19 protein-coding genes and 2 pseudogenes are annotated in these 22,372 nt (G+C 69.6%); 16 read left to right on the forward strand and 5 right to left on the reverse strand.

Annotation, left to right across the window (positions count from 1 at the left end; all coding sequences use genetic code 11):
- Positions 1-5 precede the first annotated feature (5 nt).
- The 4 genes from nuoL to ACIA8R_RS04320 are packed head-to-tail and all read left to right on the forward strand — an operon-like array spanning position 6 to position 6,067.
- Positions 6-1,919, forward strand: coding sequence for an NADH-quinone oxidoreductase subunit L (gene nuoL, locus ACIA8R_RS04305; protein WP_364082558.1), 1,914 nt, complete (start codon positions 6-8; stop codon positions 1,917-1,919).
- Positions 1,919-3,478, forward strand: coding sequence for an NADH-quinone oxidoreductase subunit M (locus tag ACIA8R_RS04310; protein ID WP_364082555.1), 1,560 nt, complete (start codon positions 1,919-1,921; stop codon positions 3,476-3,478). The genes nuoL and ACIA8R_RS04310 overlap by 1 nt, the downstream gene beginning before the upstream one ends.
- Entirely contained in the window at positions 3,475-5,064 is a 1,590-nt protein-coding gene (gene nuoN, locus ACIA8R_RS04315) for an NADH-quinone oxidoreductase subunit NuoN (RefSeq protein WP_364082552.1), read from the forward strand. Before ACIA8R_RS04310 ends, nuoN begins: the two co-directional genes overlap by 4 nt.
- A gap of 13 nt (positions 5,065-5,077) precedes the next feature.
- Positions 5,078-6,067, forward strand: coding sequence for a polyprenyl synthetase family protein (locus ACIA8R_RS04320; protein WP_357692382.1), 990 nt, complete (start codon positions 5,078-5,080; stop codon positions 6,065-6,067).
- On the opposite strand, the gene rarD is transcribed toward ACIA8R_RS04320, so the two are convergent.
- On the reverse strand, positions 6,029-6,958 hold the full coding sequence (gene rarD / locus ACIA8R_RS04325) for an EamA family transporter RarD (RefSeq protein WP_357692380.1): 930 nt from the start codon (positions 6,956-6,958) through the stop codon (positions 6,029-6,031). The two genes, ACIA8R_RS04320 and rarD, sit on opposite strands and share 39 nt — an antisense overlap.
- Before the next feature lie 169 nt (positions 6,959-7,127).
- On the opposite strand from rarD, the gene msrA reads away from it, so the two are divergent.
- Positions 7,128-7,790: a peptide-methionine (S)-S-oxide reductase MsrA gene (gene msrA / locus ACIA8R_RS04330; protein ID WP_397036455.1), complete on the forward strand. Its 663-nt coding sequence runs from the start codon at positions 7,128-7,130 to the stop codon at positions 7,788-7,790.
- 75 nt (positions 7,791-7,865) lie between these two features.
- Here msrA and ACIA8R_RS04335 read toward each other — a convergent pair whose 3' ends face one another.
- On the reverse strand, positions 7,866-9,038 hold the full coding sequence (locus ACIA8R_RS04335; RefSeq protein ID WP_397036457.1) for a Fic family protein: 1,173 nt from the start codon (positions 9,036-9,038) through the stop codon (positions 7,866-7,868).
- A 312-nt stretch (positions 9,039-9,350) separates the two neighbouring features.
- On the opposite strand from ACIA8R_RS04335, the pseudogene ACIA8R_RS04340 reads away from it, so the two are divergent.
- Positions 9,351-9,458, forward strand: a pseudogene (locus ACIA8R_RS04340) (peptide-methionine (S)-S-oxide reductase); the annotation flags it as partial.
- A 296-nt stretch (positions 9,459-9,754) separates the two neighbouring features.
- Here the strand turns inward: ACIA8R_RS04340 and ACIA8R_RS04345 are convergent.
- Positions 9,755-10,027: pseudogene (locus ACIA8R_RS04345) on the reverse strand (DUF4143 domain-containing protein); the annotation flags it as partial.
- Positions 10,028-10,173: 146 nt separating this feature from the next.
- On the opposite strand from ACIA8R_RS04345, the gene ACIA8R_RS04350 reads away from it, so the two are divergent.
- The 3 genes from ACIA8R_RS04350 (at position 10,174) to ACIA8R_RS04360 (ending at position 11,977) form a co-directional block, all read left to right on the forward strand.
- Positions 10,174-10,371 (forward strand): hypothetical protein, encoded by a 198-nt coding sequence (locus ACIA8R_RS04350; protein WP_397036459.1) that lies wholly within the window; start codon positions 10,174-10,176, stop codon positions 10,369-10,371.
- Positions 10,372-10,860: 489 nt separating this feature from the next.
- Positions 10,861-11,127, forward strand: a complete 267-nt coding sequence (locus ACIA8R_RS04355; protein WP_364099399.1) for a hypothetical protein — start codon at positions 10,861-10,863, stop codon at positions 11,125-11,127.
- Between the two features lie 220 nt (positions 11,128-11,347).
- Positions 11,348-11,977 carry a GNAT family N-acetyltransferase gene (locus tag ACIA8R_RS04360; protein ID WP_397036461.1) on the forward strand — a complete coding sequence of 210 codons (630 nt, stop codon included), beginning with the start codon at positions 11,348-11,350 and terminating at the stop codon, positions 11,975-11,977.
- A gap of 245 nt (positions 11,978-12,222) precedes the next feature.
- Here ACIA8R_RS04360 and ACIA8R_RS04365 read toward each other — a convergent pair whose 3' ends face one another.
- The gene (locus ACIA8R_RS04365; protein ID WP_397036463.1) at positions 12,223-12,645 is read right to left on the reverse strand and encodes a MarR family winged helix-turn-helix transcriptional regulator; all 423 of its coding nucleotides are present in this window, start codon (positions 12,643-12,645) and stop codon (positions 12,223-12,225) included.
- Positions 12,646-12,714: 69 nt separating this feature from the next.
- Here ACIA8R_RS04365 and ACIA8R_RS04370 point away from each other — a divergent pair, with 69 nt between their 5' ends.
- Entirely contained in the window at positions 12,715-13,104 is a 390-nt protein-coding gene (locus tag ACIA8R_RS04370; RefSeq protein WP_357692354.1) for a PPOX class F420-dependent oxidoreductase, read from the forward strand.
- Between the two features lie 20 nt (positions 13,105-13,124).
- Here the strand turns inward: ACIA8R_RS04370 and ACIA8R_RS04375 are convergent, their stop codons facing one another.
- On the reverse strand, positions 13,125-13,718 hold the full coding sequence (locus ACIA8R_RS04375) for an XRE family transcriptional regulator (protein WP_357692352.1): 594 nt from the start codon (positions 13,716-13,718) through the stop codon (positions 13,125-13,127).
- 94 nt (positions 13,719-13,812) lie between these two features.
- Between ACIA8R_RS04375 and ACIA8R_RS04380 the strand changes: the two genes are divergently transcribed.
- The 6 genes from ACIA8R_RS04380 to ACIA8R_RS04405 all read left to right on the forward strand — a co-directional run bounded on the left by ACIA8R_RS04380 (position 13,813) and on the right by ACIA8R_RS04405 (position 22,364).
- Complete coding sequence (locus ACIA8R_RS04380; RefSeq protein ID WP_397036466.1) at positions 13,813-14,787, forward strand: NAD(P)/FAD-dependent oxidoreductase; 975 nt, start codon at positions 13,813-13,815, stop codon at positions 14,785-14,787.
- Between the two features lie 30 nt (positions 14,788-14,817).
- Positions 14,818-15,042 (forward strand): thioredoxin domain-containing protein, encoded by a 225-nt coding sequence (locus ACIA8R_RS04385; RefSeq protein ID WP_364099386.1) that lies wholly within the window; start codon positions 14,818-14,820, stop codon positions 15,040-15,042.
- Complete coding sequence (locus ACIA8R_RS04390; RefSeq protein ID WP_397036468.1) at positions 15,039-16,238, forward strand: MFS transporter; 1,200 nt, start codon at positions 15,039-15,041, stop codon at positions 16,236-16,238. The genes ACIA8R_RS04385 and ACIA8R_RS04390 overlap by 4 nt, the downstream gene beginning before the upstream one ends.
- Positions 16,239-16,337: 99 nt before the next feature.
- A complete protein-coding gene (locus tag ACIA8R_RS04395; protein WP_357692344.1) occupies positions 16,338-17,552 on the forward strand; it encodes an FAD-dependent oxidoreductase in 1,215 nt (404 codons plus the stop codon).
- A complete protein-coding gene (locus tag ACIA8R_RS04400) occupies positions 17,549-18,466 on the forward strand; it encodes an RNA polymerase sigma-70 factor (RefSeq protein WP_397036470.1) in 918 nt (305 codons plus the stop codon). The genes ACIA8R_RS04395 and ACIA8R_RS04400 overlap by 4 nt, the downstream gene beginning before the upstream one ends.
- Before the next feature lie 145 nt (positions 18,467-18,611).
- Positions 18,612-22,364 (forward strand): S8 family serine peptidase, encoded by a 3,753-nt coding sequence (locus tag ACIA8R_RS04405; protein ID WP_397036472.1) that lies wholly within the window; start codon positions 18,612-18,614, stop codon positions 22,362-22,364.
- Positions 22,365-22,372 lie beyond the last annotated feature (8 nt).

Consider the following 22,372-nt stretch of genomic DNA (forward strand, 5'->3'; position numbering starts at 1 on the left):
GACTGATGCAATCTGAAATCGCTCAGATCACCCCTCACGTCGGCGGTGTGATCGGGAACGCCTGGCTGATGATCGCCCTTCCGCTCGTGGGGGCGTTCATCCTGCTGGTGTTCAACAAGTTCACCAACCGCTGGGGCCATCTGCTCGGCACGGTCATGTCGCTGGCCTCGTTCGTGGTGGCGGTGCTGGCCTTCTTCGAGCTGATCGGGTTCGGGGAGGAGGAGCGTCGCCGGGCGGTGCACCTCTACGAGTTCATCCCCGGCATGGTCGACATGGGCCTGCTCATCGACCCGCTGTCGATCAGTTTCGCGCTGCTCATCACGGGTGTCGGATCGCTGATCCACATCTACTCCATCGGCTACATGTCGCACGACGAGCACCGGCGCAGGTTCTTCGCGTACCTGAACCTGTTCGTCGCCGCGATGCTCCTGCTGGTGCTGGCCGACAACTACGTGGGCCTGTTCATCGGCTGGGAGGGCGTGGGCCTGGCCTCGTACCTGCTGATCGGGTTCTGGCAGTTCAAGCCGTCGGCCGCGGTCGCGGCGAAGAAGGCGTTCGTCGTCAACCGCGTCGGTGACTTCGGCCTGCTGGTCGGCATGTTCATCATCTGGACGTCGTTCGGCACCCTGGCCTTCAAGGACCTGGGCGCGAAGATCGGCTCCGGCGCCGCGTCCGACGGCACCATGCTGGCCATCGGCCTGCTGCTGCTCCTCGGCGCCTGCGGCAAGTCGGCCCAGCTCCCGCTGCAGTCCTGGCTCCTCGACGCCATGGAGGGCCCGACGCCCGTGTCGGCCCTGATCCACGCGGCGACCATGGTCACCGCCGGCGTCTACCTGGTGGTCCGCTCGGGCGCGTTCTTCTTCCCCGAGGGCTCGGGCGCGGCTCTCGCCGTCTCCATCGTCGGCGCGGCCACGCTGCTCGCCGGTGCGATCATCGGTTGTGCGAAGGACGACATCAAGAAGGGCCTGGCCGGCTCGACGATGTCGCAGATCGGCTACATGATGCTCGGCGCGGGCCTCGGCCCCGCGGGCTACGCCTTCGCCATCGGCCACCTCATCACGCACGGCTTCTTCAAGGCCGACATGTTCCTCGGCGCCGGATCGGTCATGCACGGCATGAACGACGAGGTGAACATGAGGAAGTACGGCGGCCTGCGCAAGTTCATGCCGATCACGTTCGTCACGTTCTTCATCGGCTACCTGGCGATCATCGGGTTCCCGCTGCTGTCCGGCTACTTCACCAAGGACGGCATCATCGAGACCGCGGTCCACCACCAGCCGATCCTGGGCTGGCTGGCCGTCCTCGGCGCGGGCATCACGGGCTTCTACATGTCGCGGATGGTCTTCATGACCTTCTTCGGCGAGAAGCGCTGGGCGGAGGACGCCCACCCGCACGAGTCGCCGCTCGTCATGACGGTTCCGCTGATGATCCTGTCGCTCGGCGCGCTCGGTCTGGGCGCGTACCTGGTGCTGGGCGGTACGCTCTACAACTTCCTGCGGCCCGCCGTGGGCGGCGAGGCAGAGGCGCCGACCTTCCAGTTCGCCAGCACGCCCGGTCTGGCCACCCTCGCGCTCGTCGCCGTCGGTGTGGTCTTCGCCTGGATGAAGTACGGCCGGGCAGCGGTGCCGGCGGTGCAGCCGCGCGGCTCCTTCCTCACCACGTTCGCCCGCCGTGACCTGTACGGCGACGCCCTCAACGAGTCCCTGTTCATGCGTCCCGGCCAGTGGCTGACCCGCATCGCGGTGTTCTTCGACAACCGCGGCGTCGACGGGCTGGTCAACGGTCTGGCGGCAGGCATCGGCGGGAGCTCGGGTCGCCTGCGCAGGCTCCAGACGGGCTTCGCGCGAACGTACGCGCTGTCCATCCTGATCGGTGCCGCCCTGCTGACCGGCGCCCTGCTCCTCGTTGGGAACATCTGATGTCACCCTGGCTCCCGATACTCATGGCGGTGCCCGTTGTGGGCGCCATCGTGGTGGCCCTGCTTCCCAAGGGCGGCGACAAGCTGGCCAAGCAGGTCACGCTGGCGGTCTCGCTGCTGACGATGGTGCTGACGGGCGTCATGGCCGCCGGGTTCAAGCCCGGTGGCGAGCGCTTCCAGTTCAAGGCGGAGTACGACTGGATCCCGAGCTTCGGCGTGAAGTTCGGGGTCGGCGTCGACGGCGTCGCGCTGGTCCTGATCGCCCTGTCGGTCGTGCTGGTGCCGATCGTCGTGCTGGCCTCCTGGCACGACGCCGACGGCGTCAGGACCTCGGACGGCACGCTGATCACGCCCAAGCGGTCGGTCAAGACGTACTTCTCGCTGCTGCTCGTCCTTGAGACGATGATGATCGGCGTCTTCGCGGCGACCGACGTCTTCCTCTTCTACGTGTTCTTCGAAGCCATGCTGATCCCGATGTACTTCATGATCGGGTCGTACGGCGGCGCCCAGCGGTCCTACGCGGCCGTCAAGTTCCTGCTGTACTCGCTGTTCGGCGGCCTGCTCATGCTGGTCGCGGTCATCGGCCTGTACGTGCTGGCGAACAAGGGCACGTTCATGTTCGAGCCGCTCGTCGGCGCCATCAAGGACCCGACGACGCAGAAGTGGCTGTTCGGCGGCTTCTTCATCGCCTTCGCCATCAAGGCGCCGCTGTGGCCGGTGCACACCTGGCTGCCCGACGCGGCCGCCCAGGCCCCGGCCGGCGCGGCCGTGCTGCTCGTGGGCGTGCTCGACAAGGTCGGCACGTTCGGCATGCTCCGCTTCTGCCTGGAGCTGTTCCCCGACGCGGCCAAGGCGTTCACGATGCCGATCGTCGTCCTGGCGGTCATCAGCATCATCTACGGCGCGATCGTGGCCATCGGCCAGACCGACATGAAGCGGCTCATCGCCTACACGTCGATCTCGCACTTCGGCTTCATCGTGCTCGGCGTGTTCGCCATGTCGTCGGTCGCCCAGTCCGGCGCGGCCCTCTACATGGTCAACCACGGCTTCGCCACGGGCGCGCTGTTCCTGGCGGCCGGGTTCCTCATCGCCCGGCGCGGCTCGCCGTTCATCGCCGACTACGGCGGCGTCCAGAAGGTCGCCCCGGTGCTCGCGGGCTTCTTCCTGGTCGCCGGTCTGGCCGGTCTCTCGCTGCCCGGACTGTCGTCCTTCGTCAGCGAGTTCATGGTGATGATCGGCACGTACTCCAGCGAGGCGCACGGCTCCGGCGCGCTGACGGTGGCCGCGATCATCTCCGCGGTGGCCGTCATCCTGGCCGCCGTCTACATCCTGTGGATGGTCCAGCGGACGCTGAACGGCCCGACCGCCGAGCCGGTCAAGGCGTTCAAGGACCTCAACGCCCGCGAGATCTGGGTGCTGGCGCCGCTGGTCGCGCTGATCATCGGGTTCGGCTTCTTCCCCAAGCCGCTGCTCGACGTGATCAACCCGTCGGTCCAGCAGACGCTGACCAACGTGCACGTACCCACTGCCACCATCGCTGAGAAGGGGACAGGTCAGTGAACGACGTCATCCAAGCGCCGACGATCGAGTACGGCACGCTGGCGCCGTTGCTGATCATCTTCGGTGCGGCCTGCATCGGCGTGCTCGTCGAGGCGTTCGCGCCGCGCTACCTGCGCAAGTCCATCCACGTCCCGCTCACGCTGCTCAGCCTGATCGGCGCGTTCGCCCTGGTCATCCTGCAGGTCATGCGCGGCGTGCCGACGCAGGCCGCCGCCATGGGCGCGGTCGCGGTGGACGGGCCCGCGCTGTTCATCTGGGGCGTGATCATCGTCCTGTCGTTCGTGTCGGTGCTGCTGATCAACGACGAGGGCCACTTCGTGGCCTCGGCGGCGGCCGTGCCGGGCAGCGTGGACGAGGAGGAGGCCGAGGCGGCCGACAACGGCGCCGGGCAGACCGAGGTCTACCCGCTGGTGCTGTTCGCGGTCGGCGGCATGCTGCTCTTCCCCGCCTCGCACGACCTGCTGACGATGTTCGTGGCCCTTGAGGTCATGTCGCTCCCGCTGTACCTGCTGTGCGGCTTGGCCCGCCGGCGCCGCCTGCTGTCGCAGGAGGCGTCGATGAAGTACTTCCTGCTCGGCGCGTTCTCGTCGGCGTTCTTCCTGTACGGCACCGCCATGATCTACGGCTACGCGGGCACCGTCTCGCTGCCCGGGATCAACGCCGCCCTGTCCAAGGGCGCGCTGCTCGACCCGCTGCTCATGGCCGGGCTCGCGCTGCTCGGCGTCGGCCTGCTGTTCAAGATCGGCGCCGCGCCCTTCCAGGCATGGAAGCCCGACGTCTACCAGGGCGCCCCGACCCCCATCACCGCGCTCATGGCGTCCGGCACGCTCGTCGCGGCCGTCGGCGCACTGCTGCGGGTGTTCTGGGTCGGTCTGGGCAACCTCGACTGGAACTGGCGGCCGGTCATCTGGGCCGTCGCGGCCCTGACGATGATCGTCGGCTCGATCCTGGCGATCACGCAGACCGACATCAAGCGCATGCTGGCCTACTCCTCCATCGCGCACGCGGGCTTCCTGCTCGTCGGCGTGATGGCGACGTTCGGCTCGGCCGGGCAGAACGCCCAGTCGCTCAAGTCGATCCTGTTCTACCTGGCCGTCTACGGCATCACCACGGTCGGCGCGTTCGCGGTGGTCACGCTGGTGCGCGATCCCGGCGGCGAGGCGAACCACCTGTCGCGCTGGGCCGGGCTCGGCAAGCGTTCGCCGATGCTCGCCGGGGTGTTCGCCTTCTTCCTGCTCGCCTTCGCCGGAATCCCGCTGACCAGCGGCTTCTTCGGCAAGTACGCCGTGTTCGCGGCCGCCCTCAACAGCGGCACGCAGCCCGGCGACTCCATGGGCGGCTGGATGGCCGGTTTGGTCGTGGTGGGCGTGGTGGCCTCGGCCATCGCCGCGTTCTTCTACGTCCGCGTCATCGTGCTGATGTTCTTCAGCGAGCCCGCGGCCGACGGCCCGGCGATCGCGGTGCCCAGTATGGGGACCGTGGCCGTCATCGCCGTTTCCCTGCTGGTTACCGTAGGAGTGGGGCTCTACCCGGAGTCCCTCCTCGGTGTCGCCAACGACGCCGCTTCGGCTCTGTTCATTAGATAAAAGGGGATCTCGTATGTCTGCGCCGCCCGTGGTTGACCTTCCCATTGAGGACGAACGGTTGGCGCAGGACGTGGCCACCGGATTGGCCGCGGTCGAGAAGCTCCTTCGCTCGTCGGTGGAGAGCGAGGACGCCTTCGTCACGGAGGCGTCCAAGCACCTCATCGAGGCGGGCGGCAAGCGGTTCCGTACGCTGATGGTGCTGCTCGCGGCCCAGTTCGGCGACCCGTCCGCGCCGGGTGTCGTGCCCGGCGCGGTGGTCATCGAGCTGACCCACCTGGGCTCGCTCTACCACGACGACGTCATGGACGAGGCCCCGGTGCGCCGGGGGTCGCCCTCGGCCAACGCCCGGTGGGACAACACCGTGGCGATCCTCACCGGCGACTACCTGTTCGCCCAGGCCTCGGACCTCCTGGCCGACCTCGGCCCCGAGTTGATCCGCATCCAGGCCCAGACGTTCTCCCGGCTCGTCCAGGGGCAGATCCGCGAGACGGTCGGCCCGCGCGCGGACGAGGACCCGGTGGGCCACTACCTGAGCGTCCTGTCCGACAAGACCGGCTCCCTGATCGCCGCCTCCGGCCGGTTCGGCGCGCTGCTGTCCGGCGCCCCCGCCGACGTCGAGGAGCGGCTGAGCCGCGCCTGCGAGGCCGTCGGCGTGGCCTGGCAGCTCGGCGACGACCTGCTCGACGTGGCCTCCTCGGGCGCCCAGTCGGGCAAGACCCCCGGCACCGACCTGCGCGAGGGCGTCAGGACCCTGCCGGTCCTCTACGCGCTCACCAGCGGCGAGCAGTCGCGCATGACCGAGCTGCTGTCGGGCCCGGTGGCCGAGGAGGACGTGGAGGAGGCGCTCACCCTGCTGCGGGCCCACCCGGCCATGGAGCGGGCCCGCGCCGAGCTGGTCGCGTGGGTCGACCGGGCCCGCGTCGACCTCTCCGCCCTGCCCGACATCCCGGCCAGGGCGGCGTTCCTAGCGCTCTGCGACTACGTGGTCGAGCGTTCGGGCTGATCGCCTGACCCGGGCGGCCGTCCGTGCCGCCCGGAAGCTGTCGTACGTGAAGATGGCCAGGGCCAGCCACACGATCGAGAACCCGATCCACCGGCTGGGCGGCATGACCTCGCCGGCGATCGTCACCCCCACCACGAACTGCAGGATCGGCGCGATGTACTGCAGCACCCCGACGGTGCTCAGCGGCACCCGGATCGCCGCCGCGCCGAAGAAGATCAGCGGCACCGCCGTGATGATCCCGGCCCCCACCAGCAGCAGCGCGTGCCCGGCGCCCTCCTGCCCGAACGTGGCCCCGCCCGCGAACTCCAGATAGATCAGGTACCCGAGCGCCGGCAGCAGCAGCACCAGCGTCTCGACGGCCAGGCTCTCGGTGGCGGCCACGTTCGCCTGCTTCTTGACCAGCCCGTACACGCCGAAGCTGACCGCGAGCGTGAGCGCGATCCACGGCAGCCGGCCGTAGTCCACGGTCAGAACGACCACCGCGAGGGCCGCGAACCCCACCGCCGTCCACTGCAGCGGACGCAGCCGCTCGCGCAGCACCAGCACCCCGAACAGCACGCTGACCAGCGGGTTGATGAAGTACCCGAGGGCGCTCTCGACCACGTGGCCGGTGTTGACCGCGTAGATGTAGGTGCCCCAGTTGACGGTGATGACCACGGCGCCGATGGCGAGCAGGACGAGCTTGCGCGGTTGCCGGGCCAGCTCGCGGAACCAGCTCCAGTGCCGGCGTACGGCGAGCACCGCGACGACGGCGACCAGCGACCAGACCATCCGATGGGCAAGGATCTCCACGGCTCCGGACGGTTTGAGCAGCGGCCAGTACAGGGGGAACAGCCCCCACATGGTGTAGGCGGCGATCCCGAACAGTACACCGCGCCGAAGGTCAGGCATGTAACCCATTTTCGGGCCTTACCAGCTTAAATACAAATGTGTGTCACTATACGGGAATGTTTAGGCATCCTTAAGTGTTCCGGCGTTGTGTAGGCGCAATCCCGCTACCCACGCCACGCCGCCGCCCGCGGCGCTGCGTAAGGTAGAGACACCTGATGGAGGTGGCACGATGGGCTGGCTGTTCGGCGGCAACAAGACATCGATGGTCCGTCCCGAGGACGCCCTGCCGGGCCGCTCGGAGGCGATGCCCGTGCCCGCGCGGCACGCGGTCCTGGACGCTCCGCTCGCCCCGCCGTACCCCTCGGGCCTGGAGGTGGCCGACTTCGGCCTGGGCTGCTTCTGGGGAGCCGAGCGCAAGTTCTGGCAGACGCCCGGCGTGGTGACGACGGCCGTCGGCTACCAGGGGGGCTACACCCCCAACCCGACGTACGAAGAGGTCTGCAGCGGCCTCACCGGGCACACCGAGGCCGTCCGGGTGGTGTTCGACCCGGCCCAGGTGTCGTACGAGGAGCTCCTGAAGGTCTTCTGGGAGGCCCACGACCCGACCCAGGGCATGCGCCAGGGCAACGACGCCGGCACCCAGTACCGGTCGGCGATCTACTACCACTCGGCGGAGCAGGAGAAGGCGGCGGAGGCGTCCAAGGCGGCCTACCAGCAGGTCCTCACCCAGGCCGGCTACGGCCCCATAACCACCGAACTAGCCCAAGCCAAGCCTTTCTACTACGCCGAGGATTATCACCAGCAATATTTGCACAAAGTGCCCAATGGGTACTGCGGCATCGGTGGCACCGGGGTGGCTTGTCCGGTCGGCCTGACCTCTGGCGAGGCCTGAGGTAACGCGCCGAGGAGAGCGGCACCGGATCGAGTCGATGCCCGGTTTGGACGCTCTGTCGCCCGAGCTGGGACATCAAGGAGCTGTGGCAAGACGCGGGCGCATCCACGGATACGGATCAGTGAGCGGCGTGCGTCTTGCCCGACGGTTCTGCTGAATCCGCTGCAGCGACTCTCCGGCGGTGTAGAAGCGTCCCCTCCCGTTGCCATGAGGGACAAGGAGTCCAGCGTTGGCAAGGGCTGCCAGGTCGCGCGTGGCGGTCTGATCCTCGACGCCGGTTCGCTTCAGGTAGCCGGCGCGCCGTACCCGGTAGCCCAAAACAGCCTCGAACATGGCGTCAAGTGCGCGCTCGGGCAGTGAGTTTTCTGCGATGAGAGTATCGAGTTCGGCCCAGGTGGTTCCCGCCTCCTGTACTCGCTGAGCCACAGTCTGGGCCTGCATGTGGTGGGCGCGTAGATTGAATGAGATCCAGAGGTGGGCATCGTCACGCGGCTGCCACGAACCGTGGCCGGTGAGGGCCAAGGCGGCGTAGTAATCCTCGGTGTTCGCCCCCAACCACTCTTCGATACTTGAGAACTCCGGCTCTCCGATGTCTGATCTCGTCAGTACAGAAGTCGCAAGAGCGCGGGCCATACGGCCATTGCCGTCGCGAAATGGGTGGATCATGACGAGGTTCAGATGTGCCATGGCTGAGCGCACCACGGGATCGATCTCTGGTTCCGCATGGAGGCTCTCGACCAGCGCGTCCATGAGCGCTGGAACATCGCCAGCATCTGGGCCCTCATAGACCACTTGATCCTTGCGATCATCGTGTACGAAGACCGGGCCCTTGCGGTAACGGCCGGGGGACTTCGACGGCTCATGTTGCAGCATCATGTAGTGCATCGCGCGAATCTCGGTGGAGTCGAAAGTCGAATAATCGTCTTCGCCCATCGCGAGAACATAACCCAGCGCCTGACGGTAACCCTGAATCTCCAGGAAGGTCCGCTCATCGGCACCGATCGGCTCTTCGCCGTCCAGCGCGGCCACGGCGTCATCCTCGGCGACTTGATAGCCTTCAATGCTGTTGGACCCGCGGATGGCCCGAGCCAAGGCCGACCGACGCAGCCCGCCTTGCCAGCGTTTGGGCGTTTTCAGGACATGCCGAAGTTGCTTGCGCATCTGGTGAATCTCGCCCAGGACGCCGCGGTCCTCTGTGGTCAACGTAGGGGTGACGTAGATCGCGAGATGTCGCGATGATGCCTTCATCTAGTCATGGTACCCGCTAATTGAGCACTTGAACTAAACATCGTCAGCGGCCACGTGGCTGGAGACGGGCGGTGGTTCGCGGACAACGACGGAGGCGGTCGGTCGGGCTGACTCAGGGCGGTGGAACGTTGCGGCGAGTTCCCTCGCCTCGATCTCGGCATTGGTCATGGCGAGCCGCGTGCCATCGAAAGAGCGAACGCCGTGGTGCTCGTCTGCCTCCGTTCGACGTCCATGCTTGACCTCCACGAGGCCGTCGACATGTGGGCTGAGTGCCGGTCGAAGGCCAACTGAGCAGCACATCTATGACCTGAAGCAAAGCGCTACCACCAGCAATATCTCTTTAAAGTGCCCAACGGGTACTGCGGGATCGGTGGTACCGGCGCGTCCTGCCCCGTCGGTCTGGCCTCCGGCGAAGCTTGACCTGCCGGGCGCGGGCCGTGTGGCCAGGGCGGCCCGCGTTCGGGGACACCTGAGCCCGTCCATCAGGTCGTGGAGGACGCGGTCCACAATGCGGATAGTGGAAGAGCGCGCATGCGGTCCCCGAAAGGAAGCGTTTCCTGGCCCGCGTACAGGACGTACCCGGCAATGAGCCGGTCGCCCAGTTTGCGGGCCAGATGCTGCAGGCCCCTGAAGTCATCGGCGCGTACGGTTTCGGTGGCCTTGACTTCGATGCCGATGATCTCGCCAGAGGCCCGTTCGAGTATGCCGTCGACTTCGACCCCATCTCGATCTCGGTAGTGATAGAGCTGTACAGGCTCCTCGGACCACGTGAGCTGGCAGGCCAGCTCACGTGGTCCGAAGTTCTCGATCAGCGAACCCACGGGTGCCGGTATGTCGGCCACTCGAGACGGGGTCAGGCCTGCCAGATGGGCTCCAGGTCCGGAGTCGACCAGCAGCAGTTTGGGTGTCGCGATCGCGCGTGTGGTCGCGTTGGACGACCAAAGCTGTTGGAGTCGGGGAAGATTCCCTTCCGACTGATCGGCAAGCACCGCCGGATCACTTACGAGGATCTCCAGGAGTACAGGCGCCGTGATGATGCCAGGCGCCGATCGGCTGCTGACGAGCTTGCCGCGCTGGGGCAAGAGCCGGACATCTGAGCGGTCGTCCCGATTGGGGGGCGTCTAGCATCGTGAGCATGAATGAGGCCACCACCGTAACGCTCCCGCACGGCCAGAACCTCAGGTGCGACACGTGTCAGGGTGAGATCTTCGAGTCCCGTCAGTGGAAGTTGCAGACCACCGGGATGACCTTCATGGGCCTGGACTGGGCCAACCGAGACGCGACCTGCTTCGTCTGCGCCACTTGTCGGCGGATCCACTGGTTCCACCTGTAGAGGCGGAACTGCTGCAGATCGTCATGTGGTCCGGGGTTCGCCGTCTGACGTGGTGGCGTGGGATGCCTGTCCAGGTGATGTGGTCCGAAGGGGGTCCGTGAGACCGGGAGCCGCGTTCCCGATGTGTACCCGGCCCGGAGATCTGAAGGCGAAGTTGTGGTCGGGCTGTCTTCGATGGCCTTTACGTCAGTTAGTGAACTGGCAGCCTTTACGCGGTGGTGGTGATGGCTGTTGTCATACGAACTGTAGATTCGTCTGCGCTGCCTGGCTTGCTCTGCTCCGGAACTGTTCGGCTCTGTTTGTGTCCGGGGAGTCGGTGAGAATCTGTACCCCGGAGAGGAAAGAGGTTTGGCGTGGGGAGAAGGAACCACACCTGATCTGCGATATGGCCCGCCGTCTTTGCCATTCGCCTGTCACTGTGCTCATGTCAGAGTCCGTGCCGGGTCTCCGGGGCGGCATCTTCTTCCCTGTGTGGAACAGGCAGGAGTCGTGAACGTAGAGGCGCAGATCCTCGAGGTGTTGCTACGCGTCCAGGCGCTCGAGACGAGTAGCCGCACCGTGGATGACATCACCGTGATCAGCATTGTTCTGATGATGACCGAGCTCGCTGCCTTGCAGGACGAGTTGAGGCAAGATTTCGCGGCCGTGGTCGACGAGCTCACTGCCTTGCGGCGTCATATCAACGACCATTTCAACGGCCCGCGCTGTGAGTTCCTGCGCCGCCCCGGCACTTGGCAGCGACCAGAGAGCAACTAGCGGGTCGGAGCTGGGTGAGAAGGCCTTCGGTCGTGGTGGAGACGCCCGATCGGAGGTCTTCATGTTGCACGGCTCATGCCCTTGTCGAGGGGCTGTGGACGTCGGCTGCGCGTCAAGTAGATCATGGGGTGTGCAGCGAAATTCGGTGGGGCGGGCGGGGCGGTTGTGGGCGGGGCTGGCGAGGGTTCCGGTCGTGTTTCCTGGGCGGGGAGAGGTGGCGGTGACCGCCTCCGCCGGGTCGGGGTTGTGTCCGCCCGGGTGGACAGGAATCGTCGTCCTGGGTGGAGCGGCGCTGGTCACGGTGCCTGAGGCAGGCTTGGTGGGGCCGGTGCGGCGTGCTCTGACCGGCTGTCTTGGTGAGGATGGCGTTGATCTTGCGCGGCTGGCCGAGCGGCTGGAGGTTCGGGAGGTTCTGGGGCCGGCGACGCTCGCGTATCTCGATGCTGACGAGTTCGTTCCCTGCCATGTCGGGGTGGACGTCGAACGTTTGGCGGTGGGGGATCGGGATGTCTCTGGGCTGGTGGCGGGGGTGGACGAGCGGGATGCCGATGAGAGTGGGTTGGAGGAGGTCGGGTCGGGGGTCTGGGTGGTTCGTGAGGGTGGTGACGTGGTCGCCGCCGCTGGGTATCGGACCTGGTCGGGTGTGGCGGCGCATCTGTCCGTACTGACTGCTGGGGAGTTTCGGGGGCGGGGGCTGGGGCGGGTGGTGGCGTCGGCGGCGGTGGCCGACGCGCTGGGTGAGGGGTTGTTGCCGCAGTGGAGGGCGCGTCCGGAGGCGTCGCGGCGGGTGGCGCGAGCTCTCGGGTTCCGCGAGTTGGGGTCTCAGGTGAGTCTTCGCGTGGAACGCTGACCGCTTTTCGGCTGACCGAGTGGGTGGGTGGAGTCGTGGGGCCGTCTGCTACTTCGCGATCGTCTTCACCTCGCCCGTCTGCGCAGCCGCGCGGTGCGGGTGGCGGCGGCCGTCGCGGTCCTCGCCTGCCGTCGTTGCACGTGGTGGGGAGCGAGGGGGGCGAGGTCGCGGGCGCCGTCCTGCAGGCGGTCGTCGGCTCGTGCCTGCTGAGCCCGTCTCGCGGATGACGCCGGGACGGGCAGGGGTCAGATCGCGGCGGTGAAGCGGGCCAGGAGGGTGCGGAGGGTGGCGCGTTCCTCGGGGGTGAAGGCGTCGGAGATCCTGCGTTCGATGATCACGGCGGCCTCGTCCGCCACCCGGAGCGCCTCGCGGCCCGCGTCCGTGAGGTGGGTCTCCAGCATGGTGCGGTGCCATTGGTGGGGGGAACGTTCGATCAGGCCGTGTTCCAGCAGGTTCTTCAGTACGACGTTCATGGCCTGCGGGGTCACCAGGCACTCCCTGGCCAGGGCGGCGGCGGAGATGCCGGGGCTGGCGTCGAGGGCGAGCAGGGCGGCGTACTGGGGGACGGTCAGCCCGGCGATCTTGACCGCCGCGTGCTTGGCCGCCATGAGTCGCTGCTCGGCGCGCTTGACGTCGAGGCCGAGCCGCTCCTCCGGGGGCATGTCCATGCAGGGAGCCTACAAGCCGGCACGCTATACAAGCCCGTATAGATATCAAAGCTTTGATAGTGTGCTGCCATGTCTGTGATTCCGGAGAGCCACCTCGACCTGCTGACCCGCCCCCTGTACGCCCACCTGGCGACGTTGATGCCCGACGGCACCCCGCAGGTGACCCCCGTGTGGACCGTCTGGGACGGCGAGTTCCTGCGCTTCACCACCACGAACGACCGGCAGAAGGGGCGCAACGCCGCCGCCCGCCCGTACGTTGCCATTTCCGTCAACGACCCCGACCGGCCGTACCGCTACCTGGAGGTCCGGGGCACGGTCGAGCGCGTGGAGCCCGACCCTCAGGGTGACTTCTTCGACGTCCTGGCCAGGCGGTACGGCCTGGACTACGAACGGCCGGTCGGCGACGCCGAACGCCGGGTGGTCATCGTGGTCCGGCCCACCCGCTGCACCAGCCAATGACCGGGCACCTGTAGGACCCTCTAGGACGGCTGCCGGGAGCGGGGCTGGGCGCGCATGTGCATGCGTTCGCCCTGCCGTCCGAACAGGTTGAGCACCTCCACCGGTTGATCGCCCGCGGGGCCGAACCAGTGGGGCAGGTGGGTGTCGAACTCGGCGGCCTCACCCGGCCCCAGGATCAGGTCGTGGTCGCCCACGATCAGCCGGACGCGCCCCGAAAGCACGTACATCCACTCATAGCCCTCGTGCGTGACCGGCTGCGGCCGCTTCTGGTCGGCGGGGATGACCGACTTCCACGCCTGCAAAGGGCCGGGCTGGGTGGTCAGAGGCAGCACGGTCCGGCCGTTGCGGACGACCGGTTTGAGCCGCACGCGCGGATCGCCCACCTCCGGCGCGCCGACCAGCTCGTCCAGCGGCACCTGGTGCGCCTCCGCGATCGGCAGCAGCAGCTCCAGGCTGGGACGGCGCTGCCCCGACTCCAGCCGCGAGAGCGTGCTCTTGGAGATACCGGTGGCCTCGGCCAGGGCTGCCAGGGTCACCCCGCGCTCGGTGCGGAGATGCCTGAGCCGGGCGCCGACCTGGGCCAGCGTGGCGTCTATCCGGGATTGCTGTTCCATGAGGCCCATTCCACCTCCGCTGTCCCGGAAATGGCAACAGAAGTTGTCATCTCCGCGTGCCGGATCGCACCATCGGGGCCAGGAGGTGATCGTCATGACCAAGGCGATGAACAGCAAGGACACCGAGCACGACGTGGTGGTGGTCGGCGCGGGGGCGGCCGGACTGAACGCGGCTCTGCTGCTCGGGCGGGCGCGGCGCAATGTGGTCGTCGTCGACGCGGGCGCGCCGCGCAACGCCCCGGCCGCGCACATGCACGGCTACCTGTCCCGCGACGGCCTGCCGCCGTCGACTTTGCTGGAGCTCGGACGGGCCGAGATCGCCCGGTACGGCGTGCGGCTCGTCCGGGCGCGCGTGGACGAGATCGAGCCGGGCCCGTCCGCGTGGCAGGACGGCGAGATCGGGTTCTCCGTGCGGTTGGAGGGCGGTCCGGTGCTCGGTGCGCGTCGGCTCCTGGTCGCCACCGGCCTGTACGACGAACTGCCCGCCATCCCCGGCGTACGGGAGCAGTGGGGCAAGGACGTCCTGCACTGCCCGTACTGCCACGGCCACGAGGTCGGCGACCGGCCGCTCGCGGTGCTCGGCACGCATCCCAGGGCGGTCCACCAGGCCCTGCTCCTGCGCCAGTGGAGCGACGACGTCGTCTTCCTCGCCCACACCCTCGACCTGACGCCGGCGGACCGCGACCGTCTGGAGGCCCGCGGCCTGCGCATCGTCGAGGGTCCGATCGACCACCTCGTCGTCGAGGACGGACGGCTGCGCGGCGTCGAGCTCGCCGACGGACGGGTGCTGCCACGCGCCGCCGTGTTCCTGTTCCCGCGCATGGTGCCGAACGACCAGCTGCTCACCCGCCTGGGCTGCGAGAAGGACGACGCCGGCTGGGTCGTCACCGACCGCACGGGACGGACGAGCGTGCCCGGCGTCTGGGCGGCGGGCAACGTCGTGGACCCGCGGGCGCAGGTCGTCACGGCGGCGGGGATGGGGGCGGCGGCCGCTTTCGCGCTCAACGCCGACCTGGTGGACGAAGAGGTCCGGCACGCCGTCGAGCGGCGCCGCGCCCCAGCTCGCTAGCAACCCCCTCATACGTAAGGAGGTCTCGTCATGCCCGCGCATGCTCCGGGCTCGGTGCGCAGCGTCACCGAGCAGAACTTCATCGAACGCGTCCTCCAGGCGGAACGTCCGGTTCTGATCCAGTTCTGGGCGGCGTGGTGCCGTCCGTGCCGGCTGGTCACGCCGATCGTGGAGAGCCCGGCCGCCCGGCACGACGTCACCGCCGTCCCCGCCTACCTCACCGCGGCCCTGCGCGACGCGGGGGTAGACCGTTGAGCGCCGAGGCCGCGGCCGCCCGGGGGACGGCGGTCGCCCGCGGCAGGCTCCCCCTGGGGGTCTACCTGCTGTCCTTCAGCCTGTTCTCGATGGGCAGCGCGGAGTTCCTGCTCGCCGGGGTGCTGCCGGCGGTCGCCGAGGACCTGCGGATCACGCTGTCCTCCGCCGGCGGGCTGATCTCCGCCTTCGCCGCGGGCGTCGTGATCGGCGGGCCGCCGCTGGCCATCCTGACCCTCCGCTGGCCGCGCCGGACGACGCTGGTGGCCGCCCAGGCGACCTTCGCCGCCTGCGTCGCGGTCGGCATCCTCACCGACAGCCATCCGGTGCTGCTGGTCGCGCGGTTCCTCTGCGGTCTCGCGTACGCGGGGTTCTGGGCGGTCGCGGCGGTCACCGCGATCGGACTGGTCCCGGCGGACCGTACCGCCCGCGCGTCCGGGGTCGTCGTCAGCGGGCTGAGCCTGGCGATGATCGCGGGTGGGCCGGCCGGGGCGATGATCAGCTACTTCACCGGGTGGCGTGGCGGGTTCTGGGCGGTGGTCGCCCTCACCGTCGCGGGCGCCGTCCTGACGCTCGTCGCGCTGCCCGCCACCGGCGGGCACGGGCGGGCGAGCGTCCGCGGCGAGCTCCGCACGATGCGGCGGCCTCAGCTCTGGGTCGTGTACGCCGTCACCCTGCTGAGCACCGCGGCCTACATGATCTCCTACAACTACCTGGCGGCGTTCCTGACCGAGGTCACGGGCGTGCCCGGGGTCTGGGTCCCGGTGATCCTGACGCTCTTCGGCGTGGGGGCCTTCGCCGGGTTGTCGATCGGCGGCCGGATCGCCGACCGGTTGCCCACGCACGCGCTCCTGGCCGGGGTGCTCGGCATCGCCGCCTGTTCCGTGCTGCTCGCCGTGCTCGGACGGCACGTCCCGGCCGTCGTGCCGCTGGTGCCGCTGCTCGGCGTGGCCGGGTTCGTGCTGAACCCGGCCGTCTACGGGCGCGTGTTCGCCATCGCGTCGGGGGCGCCGACGCTCGCCGGGGCCACCACCGTCTCGGCCTTCCAACTGGGCATCAGCCTCGTCCCGGTGCTGGCCGCCGCCGCACTGGACGCCGGGGCGGGGATCGCCGCCGTCCCGTGGATCGGCGCGGCACTGGCCGCGACCACGCTCGTCCCCGTCCTGCTGGACCGCTTGTTGTCGCGCCGGTCGCTCTGAAGGTCGTCTTCGCTGTGTGGTGCGGATCACAGTGGGGGCGTGTCACGGATGGGGTGGCTGTTTGCATCGCGTGGTCAGAGGCACCGTACGAAAGGGACGATGATGACCACACAGCGCGAGAACGGCAAGGCTCCGCATCACATCCTGGTTCTGGGGGCGGGGTACGCGGGGATGGCGGCGGCGGTTCAGCTCGCGGCGCGGACCAAGGGGCGTGAGGACGTCCGGGTGACGCTGGTCAATCCGCAGGAGCGGTTCACCGAGCGGTTGCGGATGCACGTCGTGGCGAGTGGGCAGCAGGTCGCCGAGATGAGCATTCCGGAGCTGCTGGAAGGTACGGGGGCGCGGTTCGTCCGGGGCTGGGTGACGGCCGTGGACGCGGACGCCAGGAGCGTGCGGATCGACGACGACCGGGTCCTGCACTACGACACCCTCGTGTACGGGCTGGGCAGCGTGGCCGACACGGCGACCGTGCCCGGGGTGGAGGAGCACGCGTACACGCTGGACAGCGTGCAGGACGCCGAGGCGCTGGCCGCCCGGCTGACCCGGCTGGCCCAGGCGGGCCGGGGCACGGTGGTCGTCAGCGGCAGCGGGCTGACCGGCGTCGAGTCGGCCGCCGAGATCGCCGAGCGTCACCCCGAGCTGGACGTCGTGCTGCTCGGCAGGCAGGAGCCGGGCGCGGCCATGGCGGCCGGGCCGAGGGCGTACCTGCGCGAGGCCCTCGCCCGGCTGGGCGTGCGGGTGCGTAGCGGCGTCGAGGTCACGAAGGTGCTGCCCGGCTCGGTGGAGGTGGCGGGCGGGGAGAGCGTCGCCGCGGACGCCGTGCTCTGGACGAGCGGGACGCGGGTCTCGCCGCTGGCGGCGGCCGCCGGGCTCACCGTGGACGAGCGCGGCCGCATCGTCACCGACGCCTTCCTGCGCTCGGTGTCGCACCCGGACGTGTACGCCCTCGGCGACGCGGCCGCGATCAGCCAGGGCTACGGCGTCATGCACGGCACCTGCCAGAGTGGCATGCCGACCGGCGTGCACGCCGCGGTGTCGATCCTGCGCGCCCTGGACGGCCGGCGGCTCAAGCCGTTCCGCTTCGGCTACTACCACACCCCGGTGAGCCTCGGACGGAACGACGGCGTCGTGCAGTTCACCCACCCCGACGACAGCCCGCGCAGGGTGTACCTCACCGGCCGGATGGCCGCACGGTATAAGGAGACGGTGACCGCAGCACCCTGGCCGACGTACGTCCGCATGAAGAAGATGCCGGTCTCCGGCGCGCTCTGGCCGCGTGGCGGCCGGTTCACCCGGATCGGCGCCGGGCGATGAGCCGCGCGTACTCGGAGCAGGATCAGCAGGTCTTCGACGAGCATCGCAGGCTGCTGTTCTCGGTGGCCTACCGCGTACTGGGGTCCGTGGCCGACGCGGAGGACGCGGTCCAGGACGCCTGGATCAGGTGGTCGGCCGACGACCGTTCGCAGGTGGCCGATCCGAAGGCGTATCTGGCGCGGATCGTGTCGAACCTGGCGTTGCAGCGGTTGCGGTCGACGCAGTACCAGCGCGAGACGTACGTGGGGCCGTGGCTGCCGGAGCCGATCCTGACCAGCGGCGACACCGCCGACGACGTCGCGGGCGCCGACTCGGTCTCGACGGCGATGCTGGTGGTCCTGGAGACCCTGAGCCCGCTCGAACGGGCGGTGTTCGTGCTCAAGGAGGTCTTCGGCTTCAGCCACGCCGAGATCGCCGAGGCGGTGGAGCGTTCCGAGGCGGCGGTGCGCCAGGTCGCGCATCGGGCGAAGGAGCACGTACAGGCCCGCCGGCCGCGCTTCACGGCGGACCGGACGCGGCAGCGGGACGTCACGCGGCGCTTCCTGGCCGCCGCGACCGGCGGCGACATCAACACGCTCATGGAACTGCTGTCCCCCGACGTCACCCTGTGGACCGACGGGGGAGGCAAGGTGCGCCAGGCGCTGCGGCCGGTCGTGGGCGCGCAGACGGTGGCCTCGTGGTTCGCCGCGATCGGCACGGTCTCCTACCAGGGCGTCGAGCCGGGCGACATGCGGGCCGAGCTCGCCGAGATCAACGGCGGCCCCGGCGTGGTGTTCAGCGGTCTGGGCCGGGTCGTCGCCACCGTGACCTTCGACTTCGACGCCGACGGGCACATCACCGCCGTCCACAACGTCGCCAACCCCGACAAGCTGGGCGCGATCGCGGCTGGGACCGCCCGCGACCTCACGCCTTGACAACCGTCGCTGACCCGGACGGTGGCGACGACCTGACATGTCGGTTGTCCGCCATGACCTAGTCATGGTGTGTAAGTCCCTTTCTGGCGAAACTTTGTTCTGCCGGTTGCGCAACCCCCCAACCGGTAGAAAGAGAGCCACCGCCATGCCATTCAGTCGTAGAGCGGCGCTGCTCAGCGCCGCCCTCGCCGCCACGCTCGTCGCGGCCGGCACCGGAAGCGCCCACGGTGACGCGACGGCCCCCGCCGCCGGAGTCGCCGGCGTCACCGGCGTCCCGGCGTCGTCGGTCACCACCGCGCGGGTCACCCTCATCACCGGGGACGAGGTCACCGTGGCCGGCCAGGCCGGCCGTCCCGTCTCGGTCACCGTCACCCCCGGCGAACGCTCGGCCGGCGACCTGCGCACCTACACGGTGGGCGGCGACGTGTACGTGCTGCCGAACGAGGCCGCGCCGCTGGTCGCCTCGGGCCAGGTGGACAAGCGGCTGTTCAACGTCACCCAGCTCATCGCCCAGGGGTACGACGACGCCCACAGCGAGTCGATCCCGACCATCGTCCGCTACTCCGGCAAGGGCCTGGCCAAGGCCGCTCCGCCCGACGGCGGCCGGCTCACCCGGTCCCTGCCCGGTATCCGGGGAGCGGCCGTCGCCGCGGACAAGAAGCGCGGCGGCGCGTTCTGGGAGGCCGTGGACGACGACACCGCCAAGGCGGGAACGCCCAAGGCCCGGCTCTCCGGCGGCATCGAGAAGCTCTGGCTGGACGGCAAGGTCAAGACGCTGCTCGACAAGAGCGTGCCGCAGATCGGCGCCCCCGAGGCATGGGCCGCCGGTTACGACGGAACCGGCGTCAAGGTCGCCGTCCTGGACACCGGTGTGGACGCCGAGCACCCCGACCTGGCCGACCGGATCGCCGAGAGCCGCAGCTTCGTCCCCGGCGAGACGGCTCAGGACGGCCACGGGCACGGCACGCACGTCGCCTCCACGATCGCGGGCAGCGGCGCGGGCTCGGGCGGCAAGTACAAGGGCGTGGCGCCCGGCGCCCGGCTGATCGTGGGCAAGGTGCTGGCCGACGAGGGCGCCGGCATGGAGTCGTGGATCCTCGACGGGATGAACTGGGCGGCCCACTCGGGCGCGAAGGTCGTCTCGATGAGCCTGGGCGGCCAGGAGGGCGCCGACGGCACCGACCCGATGGCCGTGGCGGTCAACGAGCTGACCGCCGAGACGGGCGTGCTGTTCACCATCGCCGCGGGCAACAGCGGCCCGGGGGCGACCACGGTGGGCTCGCCCGGCGCGGCCGAGGCGGCGCTCACCGTCGGCGCGGTCGACTCGGCCGACGCGGTCACCGACTTCTCCAGCCGCGGTCCCCGCGGCGGCGACGGGGCGCTCAAGCCGGAGATCACCGCTCCCGGCTTCAAGATCGTGGCCGCCCGCGCCGCGGGCACCTCGATGGGCACGCCGGTGGACGGCACGTACACCACGGCGAGCGGCACGTCGATGGCCACGCCGCACGTGGCGGGCGCCGCCGCCATCCTCGCGCAGCGGCACCCCGACTGGACCGCCGCGAGGCTGAAGAACCAGCTCGTCAGCACGGCGCGGACGACGGCCGGCACCTCCGTGCACAGCCAGGGCGCCGGCCGCGTGGACGTGAGCCGCGCCGTACGCCAGCCCGTCTCGGGCTCCGGCGTGATCGACTTCAGGCTCGCCGACTGGGACGCCGGAGAGCCGGCCACCAAGCAGATCGAGTACGTCAACGACGGCGACCAGCCTGTCACCCTGACGCTCGCCGCCAAGGGCGCGGGCGAGGATCTGCCGGCCGCGGCGCTGACCCTGGGCGCCCAGACGGTGACCGTGCCGGCGCACGGCACCGCGTCGGCGGCCGTCAACGTCGACACCTCGGCCGTGCCGGCGGGGGCGCACGGCGCGCACGTCACCGCGTCCACCGCCGACGGCCAGACGGTCGTGACCACGGCCGTCGGCTTCGTCCGGGACGTGGAGCGCTTCGACGTCACCCTCAAGGTGCTCGACCGGGACGGCAAGCCGACCACCGGCGCCGCCGTCGTGCACGACATCAACCTCGACAGGCTGGCCCTTCCGGACAGCTACCTGATCGGCGCGGACGGCACCGCCAAGGTCCGGCTGCCCCGGGGCGAGCACGCCTTCATGGCGGAGATCTTCCACTACGCCGCCGAGGGGAACCGGGTCTGGGAATACACCTACGGCGCCGAGCCGGGCGCGGTCATCGACTCCGACCGGACCATCACCTTCGACGGCGCCAAGGCCGGACCGGTCACCATGGACACCCCGAAGCCGAACCAGGCGAACAGGGTCCGGCTCGGCCTGTCGGTCCAGAGTGCGGCCGGCACCAGCGCCTACGGCCTCGAACAGTGGATGAACGGCGAGACGAAGGTGTACTCCGTCCCGTCCCAGGGCACGAGCAGCCGCTTCGAGTCCCGGGTCGCCTGGTCGCTCACCGCGCCGGAGCTGAAGGCCCAGGTCCTCGGCGCCGGGGCCGAGCCGATCGAGCCGGCCTACTTCCGGGGCCGGGCCGGCTCCGCGCGCATCGACGGCGCCCAGGTCCTGCGGGCCGCGGACGCCGGGACCGGGCGTCCTGAGGACTACGCGGGGCAGCCGGTCCGGGGACGGCTCGCGCTGGTCAAGCGCAGCGCCGAGCTCACGCCGCAGCAGCAGGTCGACAACGCGGCCGCCGCAGGAGCGGGCGCGGTCATCATCTACAACGACAAGCCCGACAACTGGGGCGCCGACAACTGGAGCACGTCGCCGACCAGGATCCCGGCGATGACGCTCGCGGGTGAGCAGGGCGCCCGGCTGGCCGCGGCGGCGGCCAAGGGCAGGCTGCAGGTCCGGCTCTCGGGCACGGCGGTGAGCCCGTACGCCTACGAGCTGGTCAAGTACCGCAACGGCGGCGTCCCGGCGGACCAGCGGTACAAGGTGCGCGACGGCGAGCTGGCCACCGTGCAGTCGTCGTTCCACGCCTCGGCACCGGCCACGGAGGCCGGGTACGCCCGGTCGCTGGTCTCGCCGATGCAGGGCACGGCCTACGCGGTCTTCACCCGGATGATCACGCCGCGGCCCCTCACCGAGTACGTCACGGCCGACCTGCGGACCTTCGAGTCGATGCAGGTGGGCTCGGTCTGGGAGGGCGGCCAGGCGTGGCAGCAGACCGCGCCGTCCGTGCTCAAGGCCGGTCAGCGGGTGTCGCGCGACTGGAACAAGGCGGTGGTCCGCACGGCGCTGCCGGCCGCGGCGGACAAGTCCGCGGTCCGCGAGGGCGCGATCGGCGTGCTCTTCGCGGGCGGGCTGTTCGACACCGCGCCCGGCCAGACGTACCTGTTCCGCGCCTCCGCCGACAAGGAGCAGTCGACGGTCTACCGCGACGGCGAGCTGCTGGGCTCCGCGCCGTCGGCGGCCGTCGCCTTCCCGGTGGTGCCGGAACGCGCCCAGTACCGCGTGGTGACCGACGTGCAGCGGAACGCACCTTTCTGGACGACCTCCACCAAGGTGCGCACCGACTGGACGTTCCACTCGCAGCAGGTGGCCGCCCAGGACCTGCTGCCGGTCCTGTCGATCGACTACGACCTCGACGTGGACGAGACCAACAGCGCCCACGCAAACGCCCCCACCCGCGTCGGCCTCGGCCTGCGCTACCCGAAGGGCCTGGCGGGGCCGCGCATCACCCGGGCCGCCCTGTGGACCTCGGCCGACGACGGCGCCACCTGGCAGCCGGTACGGCTCGCCGGGGCCGGTGAGCGGGCCTTCACCGGCGCGATCAGGAACCCGGCGAAGCCCGGCGGCTTCGTGTCGCTGCGCGTGCAGGCCACCGACGCCGACGGCGGCACCGTCGAGCAGATCGTGACCCGCGCGTACCAGCTACGCCGATAGTTCCAGGT

Source organism: Nonomuraea sp. NPDC051191 (genome assembly GCF_044455665.1).
Lineage (GTDB): Bacteria > Actinomycetota > Actinomycetes > Streptosporangiales > Streptosporangiaceae > Nonomuraea.

Coding starts and splice junctions, on each gene's coding strand:
- nuoL (WP_364082558.1), top strand. CDS start 6: ATGCAATCTGAAATCGCTCAGATCACCCCTCACGTCGGCGGTGTGATC.
- ACIA8R_RS04310 (WP_364082555.1), top strand. CDS start 1,919: ATGTCACCCTGGCTCCCGATACTCATGGCGGTGCCCGTTGTGGGCGCC.
- ACIA8R_RS04320 (WP_357692382.1), top strand. CDS start 5,078: ATGTCTGCGCCGCCCGTGGTTGACCTTCCCATTGAGGACGAACGGTTG.
- rarD (WP_357692380.1), bottom strand. CDS start 6,958: ATGCCTGACCTTCGGCGCGGTGTACTGTTCGGGATCGCCGCCTACACC.
- msrA (WP_397036455.1), top strand. CDS start 7,128: ATGGGCTGGCTGTTCGGCGGCAACAAGACATCGATGGTCCGTCCCGAG.
- ACIA8R_RS04335 (WP_397036457.1), bottom strand. CDS start 9,038: ATGAAGGCATCATCGCGACATCTCGCGATCTACGTCACCCCTACGTTG.
- ACIA8R_RS04350 (WP_397036459.1), top strand. CDS start 10,174: ATGAATGAGGCCACCACCGTAACGCTCCCGCACGGCCAGAACCTCAGG.
- ACIA8R_RS04365 (WP_397036463.1), bottom strand. CDS start 12,645: ATGGACATGCCCCCGGAGGAGCGGCTCGGCCTCGACGTCAAGCGCGCC.
- ACIA8R_RS04370 (WP_357692354.1), top strand. CDS start 12,715: ATGTCTGTGATTCCGGAGAGCCACCTCGACCTGCTGACCCGCCCCCTG.
- ACIA8R_RS04375 (WP_357692352.1), bottom strand. CDS start 13,718: ATGGAACAGCAATCCCGGATAGACGCCACGCTGGCCCAGGTCGGCGCC.
- ACIA8R_RS04380 (WP_397036466.1), top strand. CDS start 13,813: ATGACCAAGGCGATGAACAGCAAGGACACCGAGCACGACGTGGTGGTG.
- ACIA8R_RS04385 (WP_364099386.1), top strand. CDS start 14,818: ATGCCCGCGCATGCTCCGGGCTCGGTGCGCAGCGTCACCGAGCAGAAC.
- ACIA8R_RS04395 (WP_357692344.1), top strand. CDS start 16,338: ATGATGACCACACAGCGCGAGAACGGCAAGGCTCCGCATCACATCCTG.
- ACIA8R_RS04400 (WP_397036470.1), top strand. CDS start 17,549: ATGAGCCGCGCGTACTCGGAGCAGGATCAGCAGGTCTTCGACGAGCAT.
- ACIA8R_RS04405 (WP_397036472.1), top strand. CDS start 18,612: ATGCCATTCAGTCGTAGAGCGGCGCTGCTCAGCGCCGCCCTCGCCGCC.